This is a genomic window from Methylocaldum gracile (assembly GCF_053646815.1).
Window position 1 is genome coordinate 572775 of record NZ_CM132196.1, and the last position, 18872, is coordinate 591646.

An 18872-nucleotide genomic window follows, 5' to 3' on the forward strand; every position below is an offset into this window, starting at 1 on the left:
GGCGGCAATCAATCCGTCTTAAAAAGAGGAATGGTCAGACAGCCGTTTGCGTAAATCGGGTCACCGGGACGCAATCGCCAAGGCGGCAATTGGATGCGCCGCTCGAAGCGGCCGTAAGGTATTTCCAGGCGATGGATGACGGCGCTATCCGGGGCGATCTTCAAGGACCTTTCGCCGGATATGACGACTAGGTCCTCGGTTACGGCGACATCGATGGCTTCCGGAGGCACACCCGGCAATACGACCGTGATGGTGATCGCATCGCGGGTTTCGATGATGTCGACGGGCGGTTCCCACGTCGGCCGGGAGGCGATAAGTCTATGGACTTGAAAGAAGCGCCGATGGAGCCGCTCCGCCTGTTCCAGCAGTTCGCAGGCTTGCGCCCACATCCAGGTTGTCGGACCGTGCGACATGACAATAATCTCGCAAAAGCGGGCTTGAAGCCGTACATGGCGAAAGCCGACGCGAAGCCGAGAATTCGGCCGCGGATATCCGTATCCGACTCATGAACTCCCTTGAAAGACTCCCGTTTCGGTGAACCCGTGGGAGAGGCTGTGCCGTACTCAGGTTTCGCCGCTTCCCAATCGCAAACGGGCCTTTAATCGGCCCCTTCCAATCGCAAACGGTTGCTTTAATCGCAACCCTTCCAATCGCAAACGGTTGCTTCGGGAGCACCGACGCGACCCTTCCAATCGCAAACGTCGCTTTAGTCGCGACCTTCCATGTACTCCATACGTAATTGGACGTTTCGGCCGTCGCGAAATTCATTGATATCGAGCCGATAGACGGCTCGAAGGCGTCGGCAGGCCAGCCAATCGGCAGGTTCGTCGACGAAAAAGGCAATACCGTCGATCAGCTTGTCCGAGTTCGGGATCTTGAGGAGAAATTTGAGATGGCGGTCTCCGACGATGCGGCTTTGCGCCACGTCGAATTCGCCGTCGAACAAGGGTTCGGGAAAGCCTTGGCCCCAGGGGCCCGCTTGGCGCAGCAGTTCGGCAACTTCCAGCGCCATTTCGTGGGCTTCGAGCGGCCCGTCGCTGTGTATCGCGTGGTCGAGGTCCAGGTCGGCCAAATGGCGAGCCACTTCTTCCTCGAACAACTCGGTGAAGTGCGCCAGGTCGTCCCGGTGGAGACTCAGGCCCGCGGCCATCGCGTGTCCGCCGAATTTCCGCAGCAGGTTCGGGCAGCGCGTCGCGATATCGCTCAGGACGTCGCGGATGTGCACGCCCGGAATCGAGCGCGCGGAGCCTTTGATCTCGTCGCCGTCGGTACGGGCGAAAGCAATCACCGGCCGATTCACGCGGTCCTTGATCCGGGATGCCAGTATGCCGACCACGCCCTGATGCCAGGAATCGTCGAACAAGCAAAGTCCCGGCTTAGTCGCCAAGGAGGTATCGAGGTCTTCGAGATGAGCGAGCGCGTCGAGCTTCATCTGTTCCTCGATCTCGCGCCGATCCCGGTTCAGCTGGTCGAGCCGGACGGCCATGGCGCGGGCGGCATCGGCATCGTCGGTCAGCAGGCACTCGATGCCGAGAGTCATGTCTTCGAGCCGGCCGGCGGCGTTGAGCCGGGGCGCGACGGCGAAGCCGAGGTCGGCTGCCGTGATGATGCGTGAATTGCGCCCGGAAACCTCCAGCAGCGCCAGCAATCCTGCGTGGGCTTGTCCCGAGCGGATGCGCTGAAGTCCCTGATGAACCAGGATGCGGTTGACGTGATCCAGCGTCACCACGTCGGCGACCGTGCCCAGAGCCACCAAGTCCAGCAGTTGCGCGAGGTTCGGCTCTTCGGCACCGGTTCGAGCGAAATGGCCGGCGGCTCGAAGTCGGATTCGCACCGCGGAAAGGACATAAAACATCACGCCGACGCCGGCCAGATATTTGCTCGGGAAAGGATCGCGGGCCAGATTCGGGTTGACGATGGCGTCCGCGCCGGGAAGCTCCGACCCCGGCAGGTGATGATCGGTGATGAAGACCCGCATGCCGCGGGCTTTCGCCGCCGCCGTGCCTTCCAGGCTGGAGATGCCGTTGTCGACGGTCAGGAGAACGTCCGGAGTACTTTGGGCGGCCATCGCGACGATCTCCGGCGTCAGACCGTAGCCGTATTCGAAACGATTGGGTACGAGATAAGAGACTCGCTCCGCGCCGAGCAACCTGAGTCCCCGGACGGCCACCGCGCAGCCGGTGGCGCCGTCGGTGTCGTAATCGGCGATGACGAGAATGCTCTGATTTTTTCGAATCGCCTCCGCCAGTTGATCGGCCATGGCTTCCATGCCGCTCAACAGCCAGGGCGAGGGGAGTTTTGCCAGCGAGCGGTCCAGTTCCTCGGCGACGATCAGCCGGCGCGCGGTGTAAATGCGTTGCAGCAGCGGCGGGAGATGGGAAAAGGCTCGATCGGGAAGTTGATCCGATCCGCGGGGGACGATTTTCTTTTTAACCGGGTAGTAAGGCATTGGGCGGTAAATGGGTCTGTGGAGAGCTGTCGTAGGTCGGAAATCCCTTTCCGACACGCCGTCGGCAAAGGATTGCCGACCTACACAATACTACCGAGTCAAGCCCGCAATGAGCGGAACGTAATGATCGATCAACAAGGCCGAAAATATCCCGACCAGATAGACCAGCGAATAGCCGAAAGTTTTCATGGCCAGCTTGTTGTCTGCCTCTTTCTTGAGGCGAATCGCGTAGTATAAAAATCCGATTCCGAGCCCCACGGCCGCTCCCAGATAAAGAAAACCGCTCATGCCGGTGAGATACGGGAACAGGCTTACGATCACCAGCAATATGGTGTAGAGCAGGATGTGCAGCTGCGTTACCTCCACGCCGTGGGTCACGGGCAGCATGGGGATGTTCACCTTGGCGTAATCGTCGCGCTTCGCGATGGCATAGGCCCAAAAATGGGGCGGGGTCCAGGTGAAGATCAGCAGGAACAGCAGCAGGGCGTAAGGGTGCACCCCGCCGGTCACGGCGCACCAGCCGAGCACCGGCGGAGCCGCGCCGGCCGCGCCGCCGATCACGATGTTCTGCGGAGTCGCGCGCTTCAGATAGACGGTGTAGATGAAGGCGTAGCCGATCAGCGAAAGAAAGGTCAAAAACGCGGTTAGCGCGTTTACGAACAGGATCAGAATCGCCATCGAGAGCGTGCCCAGAGTGGCGGCGAAGATCACCACCTGGTTCGGCTGAACGTGCCCTGAGGGCAGGGGGCGGTTCTGGGTGCGCGCCATTTCGGCGTCCGCACGGCGGTCCAGGAAGTGGTTGAGAGCGGCTGCGGACGCGGCGGCGAGACCGATGCCGAGGCTTGCCCACAACGAAACCGCCAGAGGAGGGAGTTCCGGAACGGCCAAAAACATGCCGATCACGGCGGTGAACACGATGTGGCCGACTACCTTGAGTTTGCACAGGGCGAGATAGGTTCGCCAGGAAACGGCATTCGTGGATTCGATATCAGTCGTCGAGTTCATCGTTTCGCTACGGTCTTCGTTTACAATACCGGCTGGTTCGGCAACCTGCCGTTCAATCCTCAACACATTCAGGAGAGCGTCAAATGCAGTTTCGCGGACTCCGTCTGGCCTTGCTGGTATTACCGTTGTCGCTTCACGCTGCTGAGCCTGCGGTTCACGAGTTCCGGCTGGATAACGGGTTGAAGCTTTTGGTCCAGGAAGACCACCGTGCGCCGGCAGTCGTTACGCAGGTTTGGTACAAAGTGGGCGCAAGCTATGAATACGGCGGTATCACCGGCATCTCGCACATGCTCGAGCATATGATGTTCAAGGGTACCGAGAAACACCCGCCGGGCGAATTCTCCCGTATTATCGCAGCAAACGGAGGTCGAGAAAACGCCTTCACCGGGCAAGATTACACGGCCTATTTTCAGACCCTGGAAAAAACCAGGCTGCCCGTGAGCTTCGAACTGGAAGCGGACCGCATGCGGAATCTGCTCCTGTCCGACAAGGAATTCAAGAAGGAACAACAAGTCGTCCTGGAGGAGCGGCGGCTGCGCACCGACGATCAGCCGCGCGCCAAAATGGAGGAGCATTTTCAGGCGGTTGCCTACACCAACAGCCCTTACAAGAATCCGGTCATCGGCTGGCCGGACGACGTCAGCGGATTGACGGTGGGCGATCTCAAGCATTGGTACGGACTTTGGTACGCGCCGAACAACGCCATCCTCGTCATCGTCGGCGACGTGAATCCGCAGGAGGTTTACGCACTCGCCAAGAAATACTTCGGTCCGTTGAAACCCAGCAAACTGCCGGAAATCAAGCCGCGAGGCGAAGTCGAGCAACTCGGGGCGCGGCGTATGACGGTTCGTCTGCCGGCCAAGCTGCCGTATCTCGTGATGGGCTACAAGACCCCCGCCTTGCGAACGATAGGCGAAGAGGATTGGGAGGCTTACGCGCTCGAAGTCGCCGCCGGGATTCTGGATGGCGGCAACAGCGCGCGGCTGTCCAGCCGCTTGGTGCGCGGGCAGCAGGTGGCGGCATCCGCCGGAGCCGGCTATAACCTTTATTCGCGCTTGTCCAATCTTTTTACCCTGGAGGGGACGCCCGCCCAAGGCAAGACCTTGCAGGCACTGGAGAAAGCATTGGGCGAGGAAATCCGTCGCCTTCAGGACGAACCGGTTTCCGCCGCGGAACTGGAGCGGGTCAAGGCGCAGGTTCTGGCCCATCATATTTATCAGAGGGATTCCATGTTTTATCAGGCGATGCAGCTTGGCATGACCGAAACCGTCGGGCTCGGTTGGAAAACCGTCCAGGAGTATGTGGACAAGGTCAACGCCGTGACGGCCGAGCAGGTTCAAAAGGTTGCCCGGAAATACCTGATCGACGATCGGCTGAGCGTGGCCTATCTGGAGCCGTTGCCCATGCCCGAAGGCGCGAAGGCGCCGGAAGAAGCCGCACCGATGGGAGGTGATCATGTTCGTTAAGCGCATGTCCCGATGGATCGTGTTTCTGTTCTTGTTGATCAGCGCGCCGGTTTACGCCGTGCCGGAAATCCAGCATTGGGTCTCGCCGCAGGGCGGTCGGATCTATTTCGTGCCGACCGAAGGCTTGCCGCTGCTCGACGTTCAGGTCGTGTTCGACGCGGGCAGTGCCCGCGACGGTGAAAAATTCGGCCTTGCCGCTCTCACGTCCGGCATGCTCGACACCGGCGCGGGAGACTGGGATGCCGATGCCATCGCCCAGCGGCTCGAGAGCGTCGGAGCATCAATGGGAACCGGTGTTTCGCGCGATTCGGCCTATTTGTCGCTGCGCAGCCTGACCCATCCCGAGAAGCTCGGTGTCGCCTTGGATACGGCCCGGGAAGTCTTGGCTCACCCCCGTTTCGAGCAGAAAGACTTCGAGCGGGAGAAAAACCGGACGCTGCTCGCGATCAAGCAGCGCGGCGAGGAACCGGACGAACTCGTCGAGATCGCGTTTTTCCAAGTACTGTACGGTAACCATCCTTATGCCCATCCGCAGGAGGGTTTCGCCGAAACAGTGGCGCCATTGACCCGCGAGGATCTGGTCGATTTCCATAAACGCCACTATGTGGCGAGCAATGCCATCGTCGTGATCGTGGGCGATGTGAAACGGGCCGAGGCTGAAGCTGTCGCCGAAAAACTGCTGTCGGGCCTCGAAAAAGGCTCGGCTCCGCCAGCGTTGCCTGCGCCCGCGCCGCTGCAGTCGGCCGAAATCATCAAACAGCAGTTCCCGTCGGAGCAGACTCATGTGCGTGCCGGAGTTCTAGGGATGACGGCGACCGATCCCGACTATTTTCCGCTTTACGTGGGTAACCACATTCTCGGCGGCAGCGGCCTGGTTTCCCGCGTTAGCACGGAAGTCCGCGAAAAACGAGGGCTTTCCTACAGCGCCTACAGCTATTTCATGCCGCTTCGGGAACTCGGGCCTTTCCAGATGGGGCTCCAGACCCGCAACGATAAGGCCGAGGAAGCCTTGCGCGTCGCTCTCGACACCATCAAGGATTTCGCCGCGAACGGACCGACCGATAAGGAACTGGAAGCCGCCAAGAAAAATATCATCGGCGGTTTCGTTTTGCGCCTGGACAGCAATCAGAAACTCACCTTGCAGGTGGCTAACGTCGCGTTTTACAACCGTCCTCTTGATTACCTCGCCACGTTTACCGAGAAGGTGGAGGCGGTGACCCGTGAGGATATCAAGCGCGCTTTCCGGTCCCGGATCGATCCGGGCAAGATGCGGACCGTGCTGGTCGGCGGCGGGGCGAAGTGAAGAATGAGCTCCGCATCATCGCCGGCCGTTTCCGCAGCCGCAAGCTCAAGTTTCCCGATGCTCCCGGACTCCGGCCGACGCCGGACCGGGTCCGGGAAACGCTGTTCAATTGGTTGCGGAACGACATCGAAGGCGCTCGCTGTCTCGATCTATACGCGGGTAGCGGCGCGCTGGGATTCGAAGCCGCTTCGCGCGGCGCCGCCAAGGTCGTGCAAGTGGAACGGGATGCGTTAGTGTGCGGAGCTCTCGAACGGAATCGTGCGCTATTGAACGCCGAGGCGGTGGAAATCGTCCAAGCGGAAGTCGGGCGTTTCTTAGAGGGTGCGGGGCAGCCGTTCGATGTGGTTTTTCTCGACCCGCCTTTCCACCAGGGCTTGGTCATTCCGTGCTGCCGGGCGCTGGAAGGGAACGGTTGGCTCTCATCCCACGCTAAAATCTATGTGGAAACCGAGAGCAGTTTTCGGCTCGAGAGTCTTCCGGAAAACTGGCGGACTTTGCGCGACGGCAGGGCGGGAGAAGTCGGCTACCATTTGTGCGAACGCATCTCTTCCGGTCACTTCCCATGATCATTACCGCGATCTATCCCGGAACATTCGATCCCATCACCAATGGCCATGTCGACCTGGTGACGCGCGCCGCCCGCATCTTCGATCGAGTGGTCGTCGCCGTGGCGGAGAATAAGAACAAGACGCCGTTGTTCAACCTGGACGAGCGAGTGGAATTGGCGCGAGCTTCGTTGCAGGCGGTGGGAAACGTCGAAGTTCTGGGCTTCGATACCCTGCTGGTGAACTGCGCGAAAAAGTGTGGCGCCACCGTGATTCTGCGCGGATTACGTGCAGTGTCGGACTTCGAGTTCGAATTTCAATTGGCCGGCATGAACCGCCATCTTTGCGCGGAATTGGAGACGATGTTTTTGACGCCCAGCGAAAAGTACGCGTTCATTTCGTCTTCGGTGATTCGCGAAATCGCGAAGCTAGGCGGGGACGTGTCGAGTTTCGTGCCGGAACTGGTGCGGGAAGCATTAGTCGCAAAGTACGCTAGTTTCCCAGACGCGCCTTAAAAGCTACTACGCGGTTCGAGAGCGGCGTTGCGAAGGTGTGGGACCAAATCCGCCGGGAGCGGATTGGGACGTGCGGAGCACAAGGCGTAGCCCGAGCCGGCAGGAAGCGGCGAGCACTCGTCATGTACTCAATGCACACTCCGGGCCTTGTGTTGCGGCTCCCATCAGTGGGAGCCGCCCCGAACGGGGCCTGCCTTCGGACCGCTCGCGACGCTTTTGGAACACGTTTTTAGTGAGATTGTTATGGCTCTGATTATTACCGACGAATGTATCAACTGCGATGTGTGCGAGCCGGAGTGCCCGAACGGCGCCATTTCGCAGGGCGAAGAAATTTATGAAATCAATCCGGCGCTCTGTACCGAGTGCGTCGGGCATTTCGATAAGCCGCAATGCATGGAAGTGTGCCCCGTGGACTGCATTCAAAAGGATCCGGATTACTCGGAAGACCGCGATTCCCTATACGAAAAATATTTGGCTTTGACCAAGGGGTAAGGCGCTACACGAAGCGATGCAGGTCCGGATAAGGCCGACCGTTGTTCCAAAATTGAGTTGGTCTGGAACCCCTTTCGATGTCTTTGTCGGCAAAGGATTGCCGACCTACGACTCTCCCGATCCGCATCACTAAACCGCGGTGAAAAATGCACTAGCGGCTTATCCCGGTCCACATCAGACTTAGCGTAGGTCGGCAATCCTTTGCCGACGAATGTGCCCGCTACACTGAGTCGTGTCGAAGGGGCGGCAGCCCTCGCCGGCTCTCGACTTGAAACTCTTTAGAATTTCCGCTCCGCGTGCCTGGCCATCTGCCGCAGCTTGGCCACGGCGAGTCGATTGATGTCCTCGGCCTTTTGCCCGGTCAGCAGTTCCAGGGCCTGATCCACCGAGTTCACCGCATGAACCGCGAACTCGCGGCGGCGGACGGCGTCGACGACGTCATCCTTCAACATCAAGTTGCGGATGTTGACTTTCGGGATGACGACGCCTTGTCTGCCGGTAAGCCCCCGTGCTTCACACAGGCGAAAGAAGCCCTCGATTTTTTCGTTGATGCCGCCCACCGTTTGTACCTCGCCGTATTGGTTGATGGAGCCGGTGACGGCGAAGGCCTGTGCGAGCGGTATCCCGGTGAGAGCGGAAATCAAGGCGCAAACTTCGGCGAGGGCCGCGCTGTCGCCGTCGACATAGCCATAGGATTGTTCCAGGGCGATGTTGGCGGAGATGGCCAAGGGGAATTCCGTGGCATATTTGTGGCCCAGATACCCGGAAAGAATCATGATGCCTTTGGAATGTATGGCCTGCCCCAGTTCGGCCTCGCGTTCGATGTCCACTACGCCGCGGCTGCCGGGATAAATGGTGGCGGTGATGCGCGCCGGCATGCCGAACCGCACGTCCCCGATTTCCAGTATGGTCAGGCCGTTGATCCTGCCGACCGAGTCGCCGTCGGTGTTGATCAGAATGGTGTCGTTCATCATGTCTTCCAGCAGAATCCGGCTGATGCGTCCGAGCCGTTCTTCCTTGGCGGCCAAGGCTTTTTGGATATGCCGTTCGGCGATTGTCTCCGCGCCTTCCTGCCCACGGAATTGCTCCGCCTCGGCGACCAGTTCGAACACATCGTGCACGCGCGCGGAAAAGCGCTCCTGGTGTTCCGCCTCCCGTGCGCTGAACTCGATCAGCCGGGCGACGGCATCGGCCGTTATGGGCTTGAACCCGTCGGCTTCGGCATGGGTTTTGATGAGCCGCGCAAAATCCAGCACCGATGCGGACGTCAGCGGGATATCGTCGTCGAACTCCGCGAGAACCCGGAACAGTTCGTTGAACTCCGGGTCCATGGACTGGAGCAGGTAGTAAAGTTCGCGAGAGCCGACCAGAACGAGCTTGACGGACAGCGGGATCACGTCCGGATCGAGTGTCGGAGCGACGGAGGGTTGCTCTTCGGCGGGAAGCTCGATCTTGATTTGCCGGGTCTTGAGCGTTCGCTTCAAGGTCGGCCAGACGTGGGGCTCGGCGAGCAACTTTTCGGCCTCGATGATCAAATAGCCTCCGTTGGCCTGGTGCATCGCGCCCGGATAAATCAGGCGGTAATGCGTGGTCAGGGTGCCTTGCTCGCTGATGTATTCGAGGCGTCCGAACAGGTTGGGGTGATTGGGATTTGCCTCGTAGATCACGGGCGCCCCGATATCGGGGCCGTGGCTGACCAGCAGCCGCGGGGCGTATTGGGTGATCAGAACGGCTCGTCGTGTTGATTCTTCATGCGCCTCATGGCCTCGGTCTTCGGCCAAGTGTTCCGCGACCACGCGAGGCAGGTTGCGGCGTATGTCGGCCAGATACTGGAGTATCGCCGGCAGGTCGGCATACTTTTGATGCAGGCCGGCCAATAGGGGCTCTATGGCTTCGTCGATGGTGGAGGCATCGAGCTGTCGCTGCCGGTTGATGCTTTCGCGCTTCCATTGCGGCATTTCCGAGAGGAGTTCGTTGAGATAGTCCTCCAAATCCCGGACGTGGCTGTGAAAGCTGGACTTTTCGGTATCCGGCAAGGCGGCGAAGTCGTCTTCGTCGGCGGGCTTGCCGTTAACCAAGGGACTGAACACTACGGTGTCGCCGTCGCGGAAAAGGGCGATCTTAAGGTCTTTCGCGCGCCGTTCGACTTTGTCGACCGCTTGGTTGTAACGTTGCTTGACCTCCCGATCTATGGCCGTTTTGCGCCTTTGATAAGCCGGATTCTCGAAGGCAGCCGGAAAGGTTGCGAGCAGATTGTCGACCAGCATTTCGATATCGGCGAGCAAGGATTTTCCCTGGCCCGGCGGAAGTTGCAGGGCGAAAGGCTTGCGCGGGTCGTCGAAATTGTTGATATAGGCCCAGTCGCTCGAAGACGGCCGCTCCTTGGCTCGCGCTTTGAGGTAATGGGTCACCAGCGAAAGCCGTCCGGTTCCGGCTTCGCCCATCACGTAGATGTCGTAGCCCGGTCTTTGCATGGCGACGCCGAAGGCGATGGCGGTCTGCGCCCGGCTCTGTCCCAGCATGCCGCGAAAGGATTCCAGGTCCTCGGTTGTGGCGAAGGGCAGTTCCTCCGGTCGAATGCGAGCTTTGAGAGCTGCGGGAGGAAGCCCGGACATTCCGTAAGAGTTCGTCATCGGGGATATGCTGGCAGCGGTATTTTTTGGCGGTCGGAAAGCTATTTCAACGGAACGATCTTGGCTTCCGATGTGGAGGCACTCCGCATTTTCCGGTCCATCTGCTGTAGTGCGCGCGGAAATTCGCTTTGGATGCGCGGCATGATCTTCAGTGAGTCTTCGGTGTAATAAACCGCGTCGTAAGGGACCGGCTGGTCCAGGGCGCTGCGCTCCGAAGATCGAAAATTCTGCCAGGCGAGCACGATATTGCTGCGGGAAACGGCGCCATCCAGAAAGACGGTTTCCTCCGGATCGATCACGGCCAGATACTGCATGCTGCGGATAGGGACGAACAAAGCCTTTTCGCCGCTTCGATAAAGCAGGGTTCTCGACCGGTTGTAAACGACGGCGGCCAGATTGCGCCTTTCCCGCTTGAGCTCTCGGGTACGATAAAAGATTTCTTTCGTGTACATCTCGCCGCCCTTGCAATAGGTTCCAGCTTACGCTAACGCTTAGCCCGGCCAGTTTCAACCATCTGGAATACAAAGTGTGAGTTTGCTATATTCGAAAGGCAGACTTGTCAAGAAAGCCGGGATGTAAGCACTGCTGGCGTCCCACTTCTGGTATGAATTTAGTGGAAAGCCCCGGCATGTCGAGTCAGTTCTCACTCTCCGTTCCAAGTGCCAGCGTGAACGCGTCCGGACGAGGTCAGTCCAATTCAAGAATCATAAAAGACCATCTCATCAGCACCGTTACCCTTTGAGTTTGGAGAAAAACTATGACGATAAAAGTTGCTATCAACGGATATGGCCGTATTGGGCGAAATATCCTGCGGGCGTTGTACGAGTCGCGACGGACCGGGGAAATTCAAATCGTAGCGATTAACGATCTGGGCGACGCCAATACCAACGCGCACTTGACCAAATACGATACGGTACACGGACGCTTTCCGGGAGAAATTTCGGTGGATGGCGACTACATGATCGTCAACGGCGACCGGATACGCGTGTTTGCCGAGCGGGATCCGGCCAAGTTGCCCTGGCGCGATCTGGGCATAGATGTCGTCCACGAGTGCACCGGCATATTCACCTCCAAGGCCAAGGCATCGGTCCATCTCGAAGCGGGGGCGAAGAAAGTGATCATCTCGGCACCGGGGGGAGAAGACGTGGACGCTACCGTCGTTTACGGCGTCAACCATCAGACTCTGAAGGCAACCGATACGGTGATTTCAAACGCCTCCTGCACGACTAACTGCTTGGCGCCGCTGGTCAAGCCTTTGCACGAGGCGATCGGCGTTCAGCACGGTCTGATGACTACGATCCATTCCTACACCAATGATCAGGTGCTGACCGACGTTTACCACAAGGATCTGCGTCGCGCTCGGGCCGCCACGCAATCGATGATCCCCACCAAGACCGGCGCCGCGGCGGCGGTCGGATTGGTATTGCCCGAATTGGCCGGCCGGCTGGACGGTTTCGCGATTCGAGTCCCGACCATCAACGTTTCGCTGGTCGATCTCACTTTCGTCGCGTCGCGCAAGACCAGCAAGGACGAGGTTCACGACATCATGCGCAAGGCCTCGGAAGGTTCGTTGAAGGGGATTCTCGGTTACAACGATCTGCCCTTGGTATCCATGGATTTCAATCACGATGCCCGCTCCTCTATTTACGAGGCGACCCTCACCAAGGTCATGCAGGGCAACATGGTCAAAGTACTGGCCTGGTACGACAACGAGTGGGGCTTCTCCAACCGTATGTTGGATGCCACGGTGGCTTTGATGGAAGCTAGCTAGACACGAACGATTAATTCAATGAGACGAACGAAGATCGTAGCGACTTTGGGACCGGCGACCGACGATCCGGCCATTTTGGAGCGGGCCATAAGAGCGGGCATCGATGTCGTCCGGCTCAATTTTTCCCATGGCGACGCCGAAACCCACAAGAAGCGCGCCGAAGCGGTGAAGGCGATCAGCCGCAAGCTGAATCGGCATGTCGGCATTTTGGTCGATTTGCAGGGACCCAAAATCCGGATCGCGCGTTTCCAAGGGGACGGCAAGGTTCATCTTCGGGAAGGCGCGCGCTTCGATCTCGACACGGCTCTCCCCCCGGACCAAGGCGACGAACGTCAGGTCGGGTGCCTGTATTCCGATCTTCCCAGGGACGTGAAGCCTGGCGACGTTCTGTTGCTGGACGACGGTCGCATCGAATTGGGCGTCGACAGGATAGAAGGTTCGCGGATCGTCTGCCGGGTGGTCCTCGGGGGCGAGTTGTCCAACCACAAGGGCATCAACAAGCAGGGCGGCGGTTTATCCGCCGCCGCGTTGACCGACAAGGATAGGGAGGATATCAGGACGGCCGCCGAAATCGATGCCGATTACCTCGCCGTATCCTTTCCGCGATCCGCCTCGGATATCCGTGAAGCGCGGGACTTGCTGCGCGCCGCCGGGGGAGAGGCGGGGATCGTGGCCAAGATCGAGCGCGCCGAGGCCCTGGAGCCGGGCGTGATCGAATCCATCGTCGATGCATCCGACGCCATCATGGTGGCACGCGGCGATCTCGGGGTGGAAATCGGCGATGCCCAGTTGCCGTGGGTCCAGAAAGATCTGATCAAGCTGGCGCGAAGCCGGGACCGTGCGGTCATAACGGCCACGCAAATGATGGAATCCATGATCCACAGCCCGATGCCGACTCGTGCGGAGGTGTTCGATGTGGCCAATGCGGTGATCGATGGCACCGATGCGGTCATGCTTTCCGCCGAAACGGCCAGCGGCAAATATCCGGACAAGGCGATCGCGGCGATGGTCCGGATATGCAAGGAGGCCGAACTGCACCCGCGGGTTCGGCAGTCCACCCATCGTATCGACGAGACGTTCGACTACATCGACGAAGCCATCGCGATGGCGTCCATGTATATCGCCAATCACTTGCCGGTTAAGGCGATCGGCGCGCAGACGGAATCGGGATCGACGCCGCTGTGGATGTCGCGCATCAGTTCCGGCATCCCGATTTACGCATTGACCCAGCACGAAAAGACCTGCCGCAAAGTGACTCTCTATCGCGGCGTTTATCCCATCAGCTTTTACAGCACGACATCCGACCACGCGGTGCTGAACCGGGAGATCATCAACGAATTCCTGAGCCGCGATCTGGTCAAGCCGGGCGACCTGGTCATCCTGACCAAAGGTGATCTTACCGGCGTGCGCGGCGGTACCAACGCCTTGAAGATTGCCCGAGTCGGAACCGTATAACGTGCGGGCCGCCGTTCGGGGCTGTCGATTCCTGCTTTTTTCGTCATGAGGGAGAAAACATGAACGGCGACTATCTGACGCGATTTCTCATCCACGAGCAGCGCAAGAATCCGAACGCCACGGGCGAGTTCACCATGCTGCTCAGCGATATCGCGACCGCCTGCAAAGCGATTGCGCACGAGGTGAATCGCGGCGGTCTGGCCGGCAATCTCGGTATCGCGGGTTCGGAAAACATCCAGGGCGAAGCGCAGAAGAAACTGGACGTGATCTCCAATGAGATTTTCATCCGATCGCTGGAGTGGACCGGCCATCTTGCGGCGATGGCGTCGGAGGAAAACGACGAAATCATCCAGATTCCGCCGAGTTATTCGAGGGGCAAATATCTGATTTGCTTCGATCCTCTGGACGGGTCGTCCAATATCGATATCAACCTGACGGTCGGTACGATCTTTTCCATCCTTCGGGCGCCCGAAGGCCGGGACAACCCCACCGAGGCGGATTTCCTCCAGCCGGGGACCAAGCAGGTCGCCGCAGGTTTCTGTACCTACGGTCCGACCACCCTGATGGTGCTGACGACCGGCAATGGCGTGAACGGCTTTACCTTGGACCGGGATGTGGGGGAATTCGTTTTGACGCATCCCAAGATGCGGATTCCCGAGGAAACCTCCGAGTTTGCCATCAACATGTCCAATCAGCGCTATTGGGAAGAACCGGTCAGGCGTTATATCGAGGAATGTCTCAAAGGCAAGGACGGCGGCCGGGAGAAGAATTTCAACATGCGCTGGGTGGCGTCTATGGTCGCGGAGGTTTACCGCATTTTGACCCGGGGCGGCATCTTCATGTATCCCTACGACACCCGCGACGCCAGCAAGCCAGGCAGGCTGCGCTTGATGTACGAGGCCAATCCGATGAGCTTCATCGTCGAGCAGGCGGGAGGGGCCAGTTCGACCGGGCGCCAGCGGATCATGGACATCGAGCCTGCCGGCATCCATCAGCGCGTCCCCGTGATTTTGGGATCAAAAGCGGAAGTCGAGCGGGTGGTGTCTTATCACCTGTAATCTATCGGTAGGCATTCATCTCTCCCTCTGGGACGTGGCAGAAACAAGGTTCCGATTCATGTTTCTGGCGTAGGGTGGGTTAGGCCGTGAGGCCGTAACCCACCGAGCGACCTCGAATCGGTGGGTTACGCTCCGCTAATCCACCCTACAGTCTACGGCCAGCCAAAATCCATAGACTGCGAAATCCCTAATTCATGCCTGCGCCGGGTATCATAGTGTTGTTGAGACGATGCGAGAATGCGCGCGGCGAACACGCGTTGCGCATCCGCTCCGGCGATTAAGGCTGCCGCAAACCTTCGGTTTGCCCTTGGTTTCCCTGCTGGACTTTAGGAAGGCCGTGGGGATGCAGAAGGCCGAAGCGGTAAGCCAATAGCAATAAGATGAACAGGCCGATGGATAAGCCGATGCGCACCGTCAAGGCTTTGACCGTTCGGGGAGAACGGGTGCGGTCCTTGACGAGATAAACCAGGGCCGTGCCTAGGCTTCCGACGATGACCAGGAGGAGCAGAATGATGAGAACTTTCACAACTAGATTGTCTTTTAGTTTGAGGTGGTGCGGGCACCGGATGTTTTCACCCGGAGGTGGCGATTGCGCGATTATAGCTTCAAACCGGGGCTGACCGCTTCGCTGATAGCGATCATGGTCCTTCCCCTGTTCATTTCCTTAGGCGTTTGGCAGTTGCATCGAGCCGACGAAAAAAAAAGCTTGATCGCATTGCATCAGCAGCGGATGCAAGATGAACCGCTGACTTTGGGTGCCGAAGAACCGAACTTGGAGGATGTGCGATACCGGCGAGTCATCGTTTCCGGGGAGTACGACGTGGAACATCAATTCCTATTGGATAACCAGGTCCACCAGCAGAGCCCCGGATATCACGTATTGACTCCTCTGCGCATTGCCGGAACGGACTCGGCGGTCTTGGTGAACCGCGGCTGGATACCCATGGGTGCAAGCCGAGCCGAACTGCCCGATGTGGATATTCGTCAGGCTAGCGTACAAATCGCCGGCTCGGTGGACCGCTTTCCGGGCGTTGGTTTAAGGCTCGAAGGCGCTGAAATACCCGCGGCTGGCTGGCCGGCCGTGGTCCAGGTCGTCGATCCTGAACGCATCGGCGAGCGGTTGGGCTACACGGTCCTTCCCTATCAGGTTCTGGCGGATGAAACGGTGGACGAAGCTTACATCCGGGCTCGGAAGGAAACCCACCTCGATCCCGGAAAGAACCTGGGATACGCGCTTCAATGGTTTCTGTTCGCGTTAATCGGCCTGGTGTTATATGTTCGCCACGGCGTCAAATTACAGCCTCGAAGGCAATAATTTCCCTAATTTTTCACCCATTCTTCCCATGTCTACCGCAAAGAACTCTCTGTGGCGAAATCGCGCCCTGATCATTTTTATCGCCCTAATATCCATTATTCCTTTCGGGCTGGCTTGGTACTACGCCAAGAATCCGCAGCTGATCACCAAGCGCAGCAACTACGGCAGCCTGATCCAGCCGCCGAGCCCTATCGATTACGGCGAATTGCTCGCGCACCCCGTCCGTGGAAGCGAGCTATTGTCGGAGATCAAAGGTCGCTGGGTGATGCTCCACGTGATTCCGGATAGGTGCGGCGACCCTTGCGCGGAAACGATTCATAAGACCAAGCAGATCCGGCTCATGCTGAACAAGGAAATTCCGAGGGTGCGCCGTTTGCTGCTGCTCGGAAACGATTCCGCCGCCGCCGATCTCGCTCCCGTGCTCAATGACGATGAAACCTTGCTGGTGGCGGTGACGAGCGGGGCGTTATCGCAGAAATTGGCCGCCGTCGTCGGAAAGCCTTTGACCGAGGACATGGTGATTCTGATCGATCCGTTCGGGAATGCCGCGCTATGGTACGACTCCGGGTTCGATCCTTACGGCATGCTCAAGGATTTAAAGCATTTGCTTCGCGCATCCCAGATCGGCTGAATCGGATGCCCAAGCCTTCGAAACATTCTCCGATGCGGTTTAGCGCCCTGGTAGGTCGGGAATCCTTTTCCGACGCCGCGGGTTGACAAACCGTTTTCGTCGGCAAGGGATTGCCGACCTACGGTGGTGAAAAATGCTCTAAAGCAGAACCTTTAATCGTTCCGGATCGTCGTGCTGGAACCTCGAAACGACAATAACAAAGTGGGACTATGTTCAGAAATCTAACGCTTTTTTCCCTGGTTCTCGCCTTCTTTGTCATGGCGATGGGAGCCTATGTCCGCATTTCGGATGCCGGGCTAGGGTGTCCGGATTGGCCCGGCTGCTACGGAAAGATGATCGTCGAAGAGCCGCAAATCGCCGAGGCGTTGCGGCAGACGCCGTTCGACGCGGCCAAAGCCTGGAAAGAAATGATTCATCGCTATCTTGCCGGAGCCTTGGGCGTTTCGGTTTTGATACTGGCGGGACTCGTATTCCGGGTGCGGGAAAACCGGGGCAAGGCGATCGCATTGACTTACGCAAGCCTTGCCCTGGTGGTCGGACAAGCGCTACTCGGCATGTGGACGGTGAAATTCCTGGTCATGCCAGCGATCGTCACGGCCCATCTGATGGCGGGGTTCGTGACGCTTGCCCTGTTGTATTGGTTATACCGCACGGTGAGTCCGCAGATTCTGCCGGTCGGGGACACCCGTTGGCTGCGCCGCTTGAGCGGTTTTTCTTTGCTGTTGTTGTTCGCGCAGATTTTTCTGGGCGGATGGACATCGTCCAATTACGCTGCGCTGTCCTGCCCCGATTTCCCCACGTGCATGGGTTCGCTGTGGCCGGATGCCGATTACGTCGACGGCTTTACGCTTTGGCGGGGTACCGGTCCCGAGTATCAGAGAGGCGGATTGCCGCTGGACGCCCGCATCGCCATCCATTGGGCGCACCGTATCGGAGCCGTCGCGGTATTTCTGGTCCTCAGCCTGTTGGCCATGGGCATTACCTCGAATCGTAAGGTGCCCCACCTGAGCAAGGCCGGTGTGCTCCTCAGCTTTTTGCTGCTGGCGGAGATCAGCTTGGGGATCGCAGCGGTGCTGCTGCGCCTGCCGGTCGCCGTGGCGGTCGCGCACCATGCCGTGGCCGCGCTGCTTTGGCTGAATGTGCTCCATGCCTATCTTTATCTCCGCCTGCCGCGCCGAGTCGAAGCCGAAGAGCCCGCGCGCGAGGAAGCCGTCGAGCGCATCGGTGTCGCGCCGCCTGCCGAGGTCTTGCCGCCGGTCGTCCCGCCGGTTCCCGTCGAAAAGGTGCCTGCGCGGCCCACGCCGGAGGGCATGTTCGTTCGGCTCAAAAGCCAGCTCGGGAAAACCCGCAGCGGTCTGACCGGATTTCTGGGTACGCTGGCGCTCGGCAAGAAGGCCATCGATCGCGACGTCTTGGAAGACATCGAGTCCCAGTTGCTTATGGCCGACGTCGGCGTGACGGCGACTCAGGACATTATTCGCCATCTGACGGAAAGTCTGGAGCGGGATCAGCTAGCCGATGTCGGCACCTTGGCGGCCAGCCTCCGCGAGTATTTATACGATGTCCTGCGGCCCGTCAGCGTTCCGCTCGACATTCCGGTCGAGACGCGGCCGTTCGTGATCCTGGTCGTGGGCGTGAACGGCGTGGGCAAGACCACGACCATCGGCAAACTCGCCAAGCGTCTTCAAAACCAAGGCCACAGCGTCATGCTGGCGGCCGGCGATACTTTCCGCGCTGCGGCGGTAGAGCAGTTGCAGACCTGGGGCGAGCGGAACAACGTCCAGGTGATCGCCCAACATACCGGGGCCGATTCGGCTTCGGTCATCTACGACGCGGTGCAGGCGGCCCAGGCGCGGGGCGTCGACGTGCTCATCGCCGATACCGCGGGACGTCTCCACACGAAATCGAATCTCATGGAGGAACTCAGCAAGATCAAGCGCATCATGGGCAGGCTGGACGAGACCGCGCCGCATGAGGTGCTCTTGGTGCTCGATGCGAGCACCGGCCAGAATGCGATTTCCCAAGCCAAGCTGTTCAACGAAGCGGTCGGGCTGACGGGCATCGCGCTCACCAAGCTCGACGGTACCGCCAAAGGCGGCGTTATTTTCGCCTTGGCCAAGCAGTTCGGGCTGCCCATCCGGTTCATCGGGATCGGCGAGGGCATCGATGATTTGCAGGATTTCGATGCGCGGAAATTTGTGGATGCTCTTTTTGCAGAGTAAGGCGGCGTAACC

17 protein-coding genes are annotated in these 18872 nt (G+C 59.1%); 11 read left to right on the forward strand and 6 right to left on the reverse strand.

Features of this window, described 5'->3' with window-relative positions; translation table 11 throughout:
• Nucleotides 1-8 precede the first annotated feature (8 nt).
• From ACWJJK_RS02490 to cyoE, 3 genes are all read right to left on the reverse strand, one after another.
• Nucleotides 9-413 carry an Hsp20/alpha crystallin family protein gene (locus ACWJJK_RS02490; RefSeq protein WP_086135113.1) on the reverse strand — a complete coding sequence of 135 codons (405 nt, stop codon included), beginning with the start codon at nucleotides 411-413 and terminating at the stop codon, nucleotides 9-11.
• A gap of 293 nt (nucleotides 414-706) precedes the next feature.
• Nucleotides 707-2449 carry a single-stranded-DNA-specific exonuclease RecJ gene (recJ, locus tag ACWJJK_RS02495; protein WP_156880825.1) on the reverse strand — a complete coding sequence of 581 codons (1743 nt, stop codon included), beginning with the start codon at nucleotides 2447-2449 and terminating at the stop codon, nucleotides 707-709.
• 90 nt (nucleotides 2450-2539) lie between these two features.
• Entirely contained in the window at nucleotides 2540-3454 is a 915-nt protein-coding gene (gene cyoE, locus ACWJJK_RS02500) for a heme o synthase (RefSeq protein WP_077732518.1), read from the reverse strand.
• An 83-nt stretch (nucleotides 3455-3537) separates the two neighbouring features.
• Here cyoE and ACWJJK_RS02505 point away from each other — a divergent pair, with 83 nt between their 5' ends.
• The 5 genes from ACWJJK_RS02505 to ACWJJK_RS02525 all read left to right on the forward strand — a co-directional run bounded on the left by ACWJJK_RS02505 (nucleotide 3538) and on the right by ACWJJK_RS02525 (nucleotide 7775).
• Nucleotides 3538-4920 (forward strand): insulinase family protein, encoded by a 1383-nt coding sequence (locus ACWJJK_RS02505; protein ID WP_086135115.1) that lies wholly within the window; start codon nucleotides 3538-3540, stop codon nucleotides 4918-4920.
• A complete protein-coding gene (locus ACWJJK_RS02510) occupies nucleotides 4910-6223 on the forward strand; it encodes an insulinase family protein (protein ID WP_156880826.1) in 1314 nt (437 codons plus the stop codon). Before ACWJJK_RS02505 ends, ACWJJK_RS02510 begins: the two co-directional genes overlap by 11 nt.
• Nucleotides 6220-6789 carry a 16S rRNA (guanine(966)-N(2))-methyltransferase RsmD gene (rsmD, locus tag ACWJJK_RS02515; protein ID WP_077732515.1) on the forward strand — a complete coding sequence of 190 codons (570 nt, stop codon included), beginning with the start codon at nucleotides 6220-6222 and terminating at the stop codon, nucleotides 6787-6789. Before ACWJJK_RS02510 ends, rsmD begins: the two co-directional genes overlap by 4 nt.
• Nucleotides 6786-7283 (forward strand): pantetheine-phosphate adenylyltransferase, encoded by a 498-nt coding sequence (gene coaD / locus ACWJJK_RS02520; protein ID WP_077732514.1) that lies wholly within the window; start codon nucleotides 6786-6788, stop codon nucleotides 7281-7283. The genes rsmD and coaD overlap by 4 nt, the downstream gene beginning before the upstream one ends.
• 243 nt (nucleotides 7284-7526) lie before the next feature.
• The gene (locus tag ACWJJK_RS02525; protein WP_077732513.1) at nucleotides 7527-7775 is read left to right on the forward strand and encodes a YfhL family 4Fe-4S dicluster ferredoxin; all 249 of its coding nucleotides are present in this window, start codon (nucleotides 7527-7529) and stop codon (nucleotides 7773-7775) included.
• Between the two features lie 278 nt (nucleotides 7776-8053).
• Here ACWJJK_RS02525 and ACWJJK_RS02530 read toward each other — a convergent pair whose 3' ends face one another.
• Nucleotides 8054-10408 (reverse strand): Lon protease family protein, encoded by a 2355-nt coding sequence (locus ACWJJK_RS02530; RefSeq protein ID WP_240502652.1) that lies wholly within the window; start codon nucleotides 10406-10408, stop codon nucleotides 8054-8056.
• A gap of 41 nt (nucleotides 10409-10449) precedes the next feature.
• Nucleotides 10450-10860, reverse strand: coding sequence for a hypothetical protein (locus tag ACWJJK_RS02535; protein WP_077732511.1), 411 nt, complete (start codon nucleotides 10858-10860; stop codon nucleotides 10450-10452).
• A 305-nt stretch (nucleotides 10861-11165) separates the two neighbouring features.
• Between ACWJJK_RS02535 and gap the strand changes: the two genes are divergently transcribed.
• Genes gap through ACWJJK_RS02550 form a run of 3 tightly spaced genes read left to right on the forward strand, consistent with a single transcriptional unit; the run spans nucleotide 11166 to nucleotide 14692 of the window.
• Nucleotides 11166-12179, forward strand: coding sequence for a type I glyceraldehyde-3-phosphate dehydrogenase (gene gap / locus ACWJJK_RS02540; protein WP_086135118.1), 1014 nt, complete (start codon nucleotides 11166-11168; stop codon nucleotides 12177-12179).
• Between the two features lie 18 nt (nucleotides 12180-12197).
• Nucleotides 12198-13634: a pyruvate kinase gene (gene pyk / locus ACWJJK_RS02545; RefSeq protein ID WP_156880827.1), complete on the forward strand. Its 1437-nt coding sequence runs from the start codon at nucleotides 12198-12200 to the stop codon at nucleotides 13632-13634.
• Between the two features lie 59 nt (nucleotides 13635-13693).
• Nucleotides 13694-14692 (forward strand): class 1 fructose-bisphosphatase, encoded by a 999-nt coding sequence (locus ACWJJK_RS02550; RefSeq protein ID WP_156880828.1) that lies wholly within the window; start codon nucleotides 13694-13696, stop codon nucleotides 14690-14692.
• A 277-nt stretch (nucleotides 14693-14969) separates the two neighbouring features.
• On the opposite strand, the gene ACWJJK_RS02555 is transcribed toward ACWJJK_RS02550, so the two are convergent.
• Complete coding sequence (locus ACWJJK_RS02555; protein ID WP_077732507.1) at nucleotides 14970-15218, reverse strand: twin transmembrane helix small protein; 249 nt, start codon at nucleotides 15216-15218, stop codon at nucleotides 14970-14972.
• Between the two features lie 63 nt (nucleotides 15219-15281).
• On the opposite strand from ACWJJK_RS02555, the gene ACWJJK_RS02560 reads away from it, so the two are divergent.
• The 3 genes from ACWJJK_RS02560 (at nucleotide 15282) to ftsY (ending at nucleotide 18860) form a co-directional block, all read left to right on the forward strand.
• Nucleotides 15282-16007, forward strand: coding sequence for an SURF1 family protein (locus tag ACWJJK_RS02560; RefSeq protein WP_240507096.1), 726 nt, complete (start codon nucleotides 15282-15284; stop codon nucleotides 16005-16007).
• A gap of 28 nt (nucleotides 16008-16035) precedes the next feature.
• Complete coding sequence (locus tag ACWJJK_RS02565; RefSeq protein WP_077732506.1) at nucleotides 16036-16638, forward strand: hypothetical protein; 603 nt, start codon at nucleotides 16036-16038, stop codon at nucleotides 16636-16638.
• A 209-nt stretch (nucleotides 16639-16847) separates the two neighbouring features.
• A complete protein-coding gene (ftsY, locus tag ACWJJK_RS02570; protein WP_454128621.1) occupies nucleotides 16848-18860 on the forward strand; it encodes a signal recognition particle-docking protein FtsY in 2013 nt (670 codons plus the stop codon).
• Nucleotides 18861-18872: the final 12 nt, after the last annotated feature.

Coding starts and splice junctions, on each gene's coding strand:
- ACWJJK_RS02490 (WP_086135113.1), bottom strand. CDS start 413: ATGTCGCACGGTCCGACAACCTGGATGTGGGCGCAAGCCTGCGAACTG.
- recJ (WP_156880825.1), bottom strand. CDS start 2,449: ATGCCTTACTACCCGGTTAAAAAGAAAATCGTCCCCCGCGGATCGGAT.
- cyoE (WP_077732518.1), bottom strand. CDS start 3,454: ATGAACTCGACGACTGATATCGAATCCACGAATGCCGTTTCCTGGCGA.
- ACWJJK_RS02505 (WP_086135115.1), top strand. CDS start 3,538: ATGCAGTTTCGCGGACTCCGTCTGGCCTTGCTGGTATTACCGTTGTCG.
- ACWJJK_RS02510 (WP_156880826.1), top strand. CDS start 4,910: ATGTTCGTTAAGCGCATGTCCCGATGGATCGTGTTTCTGTTCTTGTTG.
- coaD (WP_077732514.1), top strand. CDS start 6,786: ATGATCATTACCGCGATCTATCCCGGAACATTCGATCCCATCACCAAT.
- ACWJJK_RS02525 (WP_077732513.1), top strand. CDS start 7,527: ATGGCTCTGATTATTACCGACGAATGTATCAACTGCGATGTGTGCGAG.
- ACWJJK_RS02530 (WP_240502652.1), bottom strand. CDS start 10,408: ATGACGAACTCTTACGGAATGTCCGGGCTTCCTCCCGCAGCTCTCAAA.
- ACWJJK_RS02535 (WP_077732511.1), bottom strand. CDS start 10,860: ATGTACACGAAAGAAATCTTTTATCGTACCCGAGAGCTCAAGCGGGAA.
- gap (WP_086135118.1), top strand. CDS start 11,166: ATGACGATAAAAGTTGCTATCAACGGATATGGCCGTATTGGGCGAAAT.
- pyk (WP_156880827.1), top strand. CDS start 12,198: ATGAGACGAACGAAGATCGTAGCGACTTTGGGACCGGCGACCGACGAT.
- ACWJJK_RS02550 (WP_156880828.1), top strand. CDS start 13,694: ATGAACGGCGACTATCTGACGCGATTTCTCATCCACGAGCAGCGCAAG.
- ACWJJK_RS02565 (WP_077732506.1), top strand. CDS start 16,036: ATGTCTACCGCAAAGAACTCTCTGTGGCGAAATCGCGCCCTGATCATT.
- ftsY (WP_454128621.1), top strand. CDS start 16,848: ATGTTCAGAAATCTAACGCTTTTTTCCCTGGTTCTCGCCTTCTTTGTC.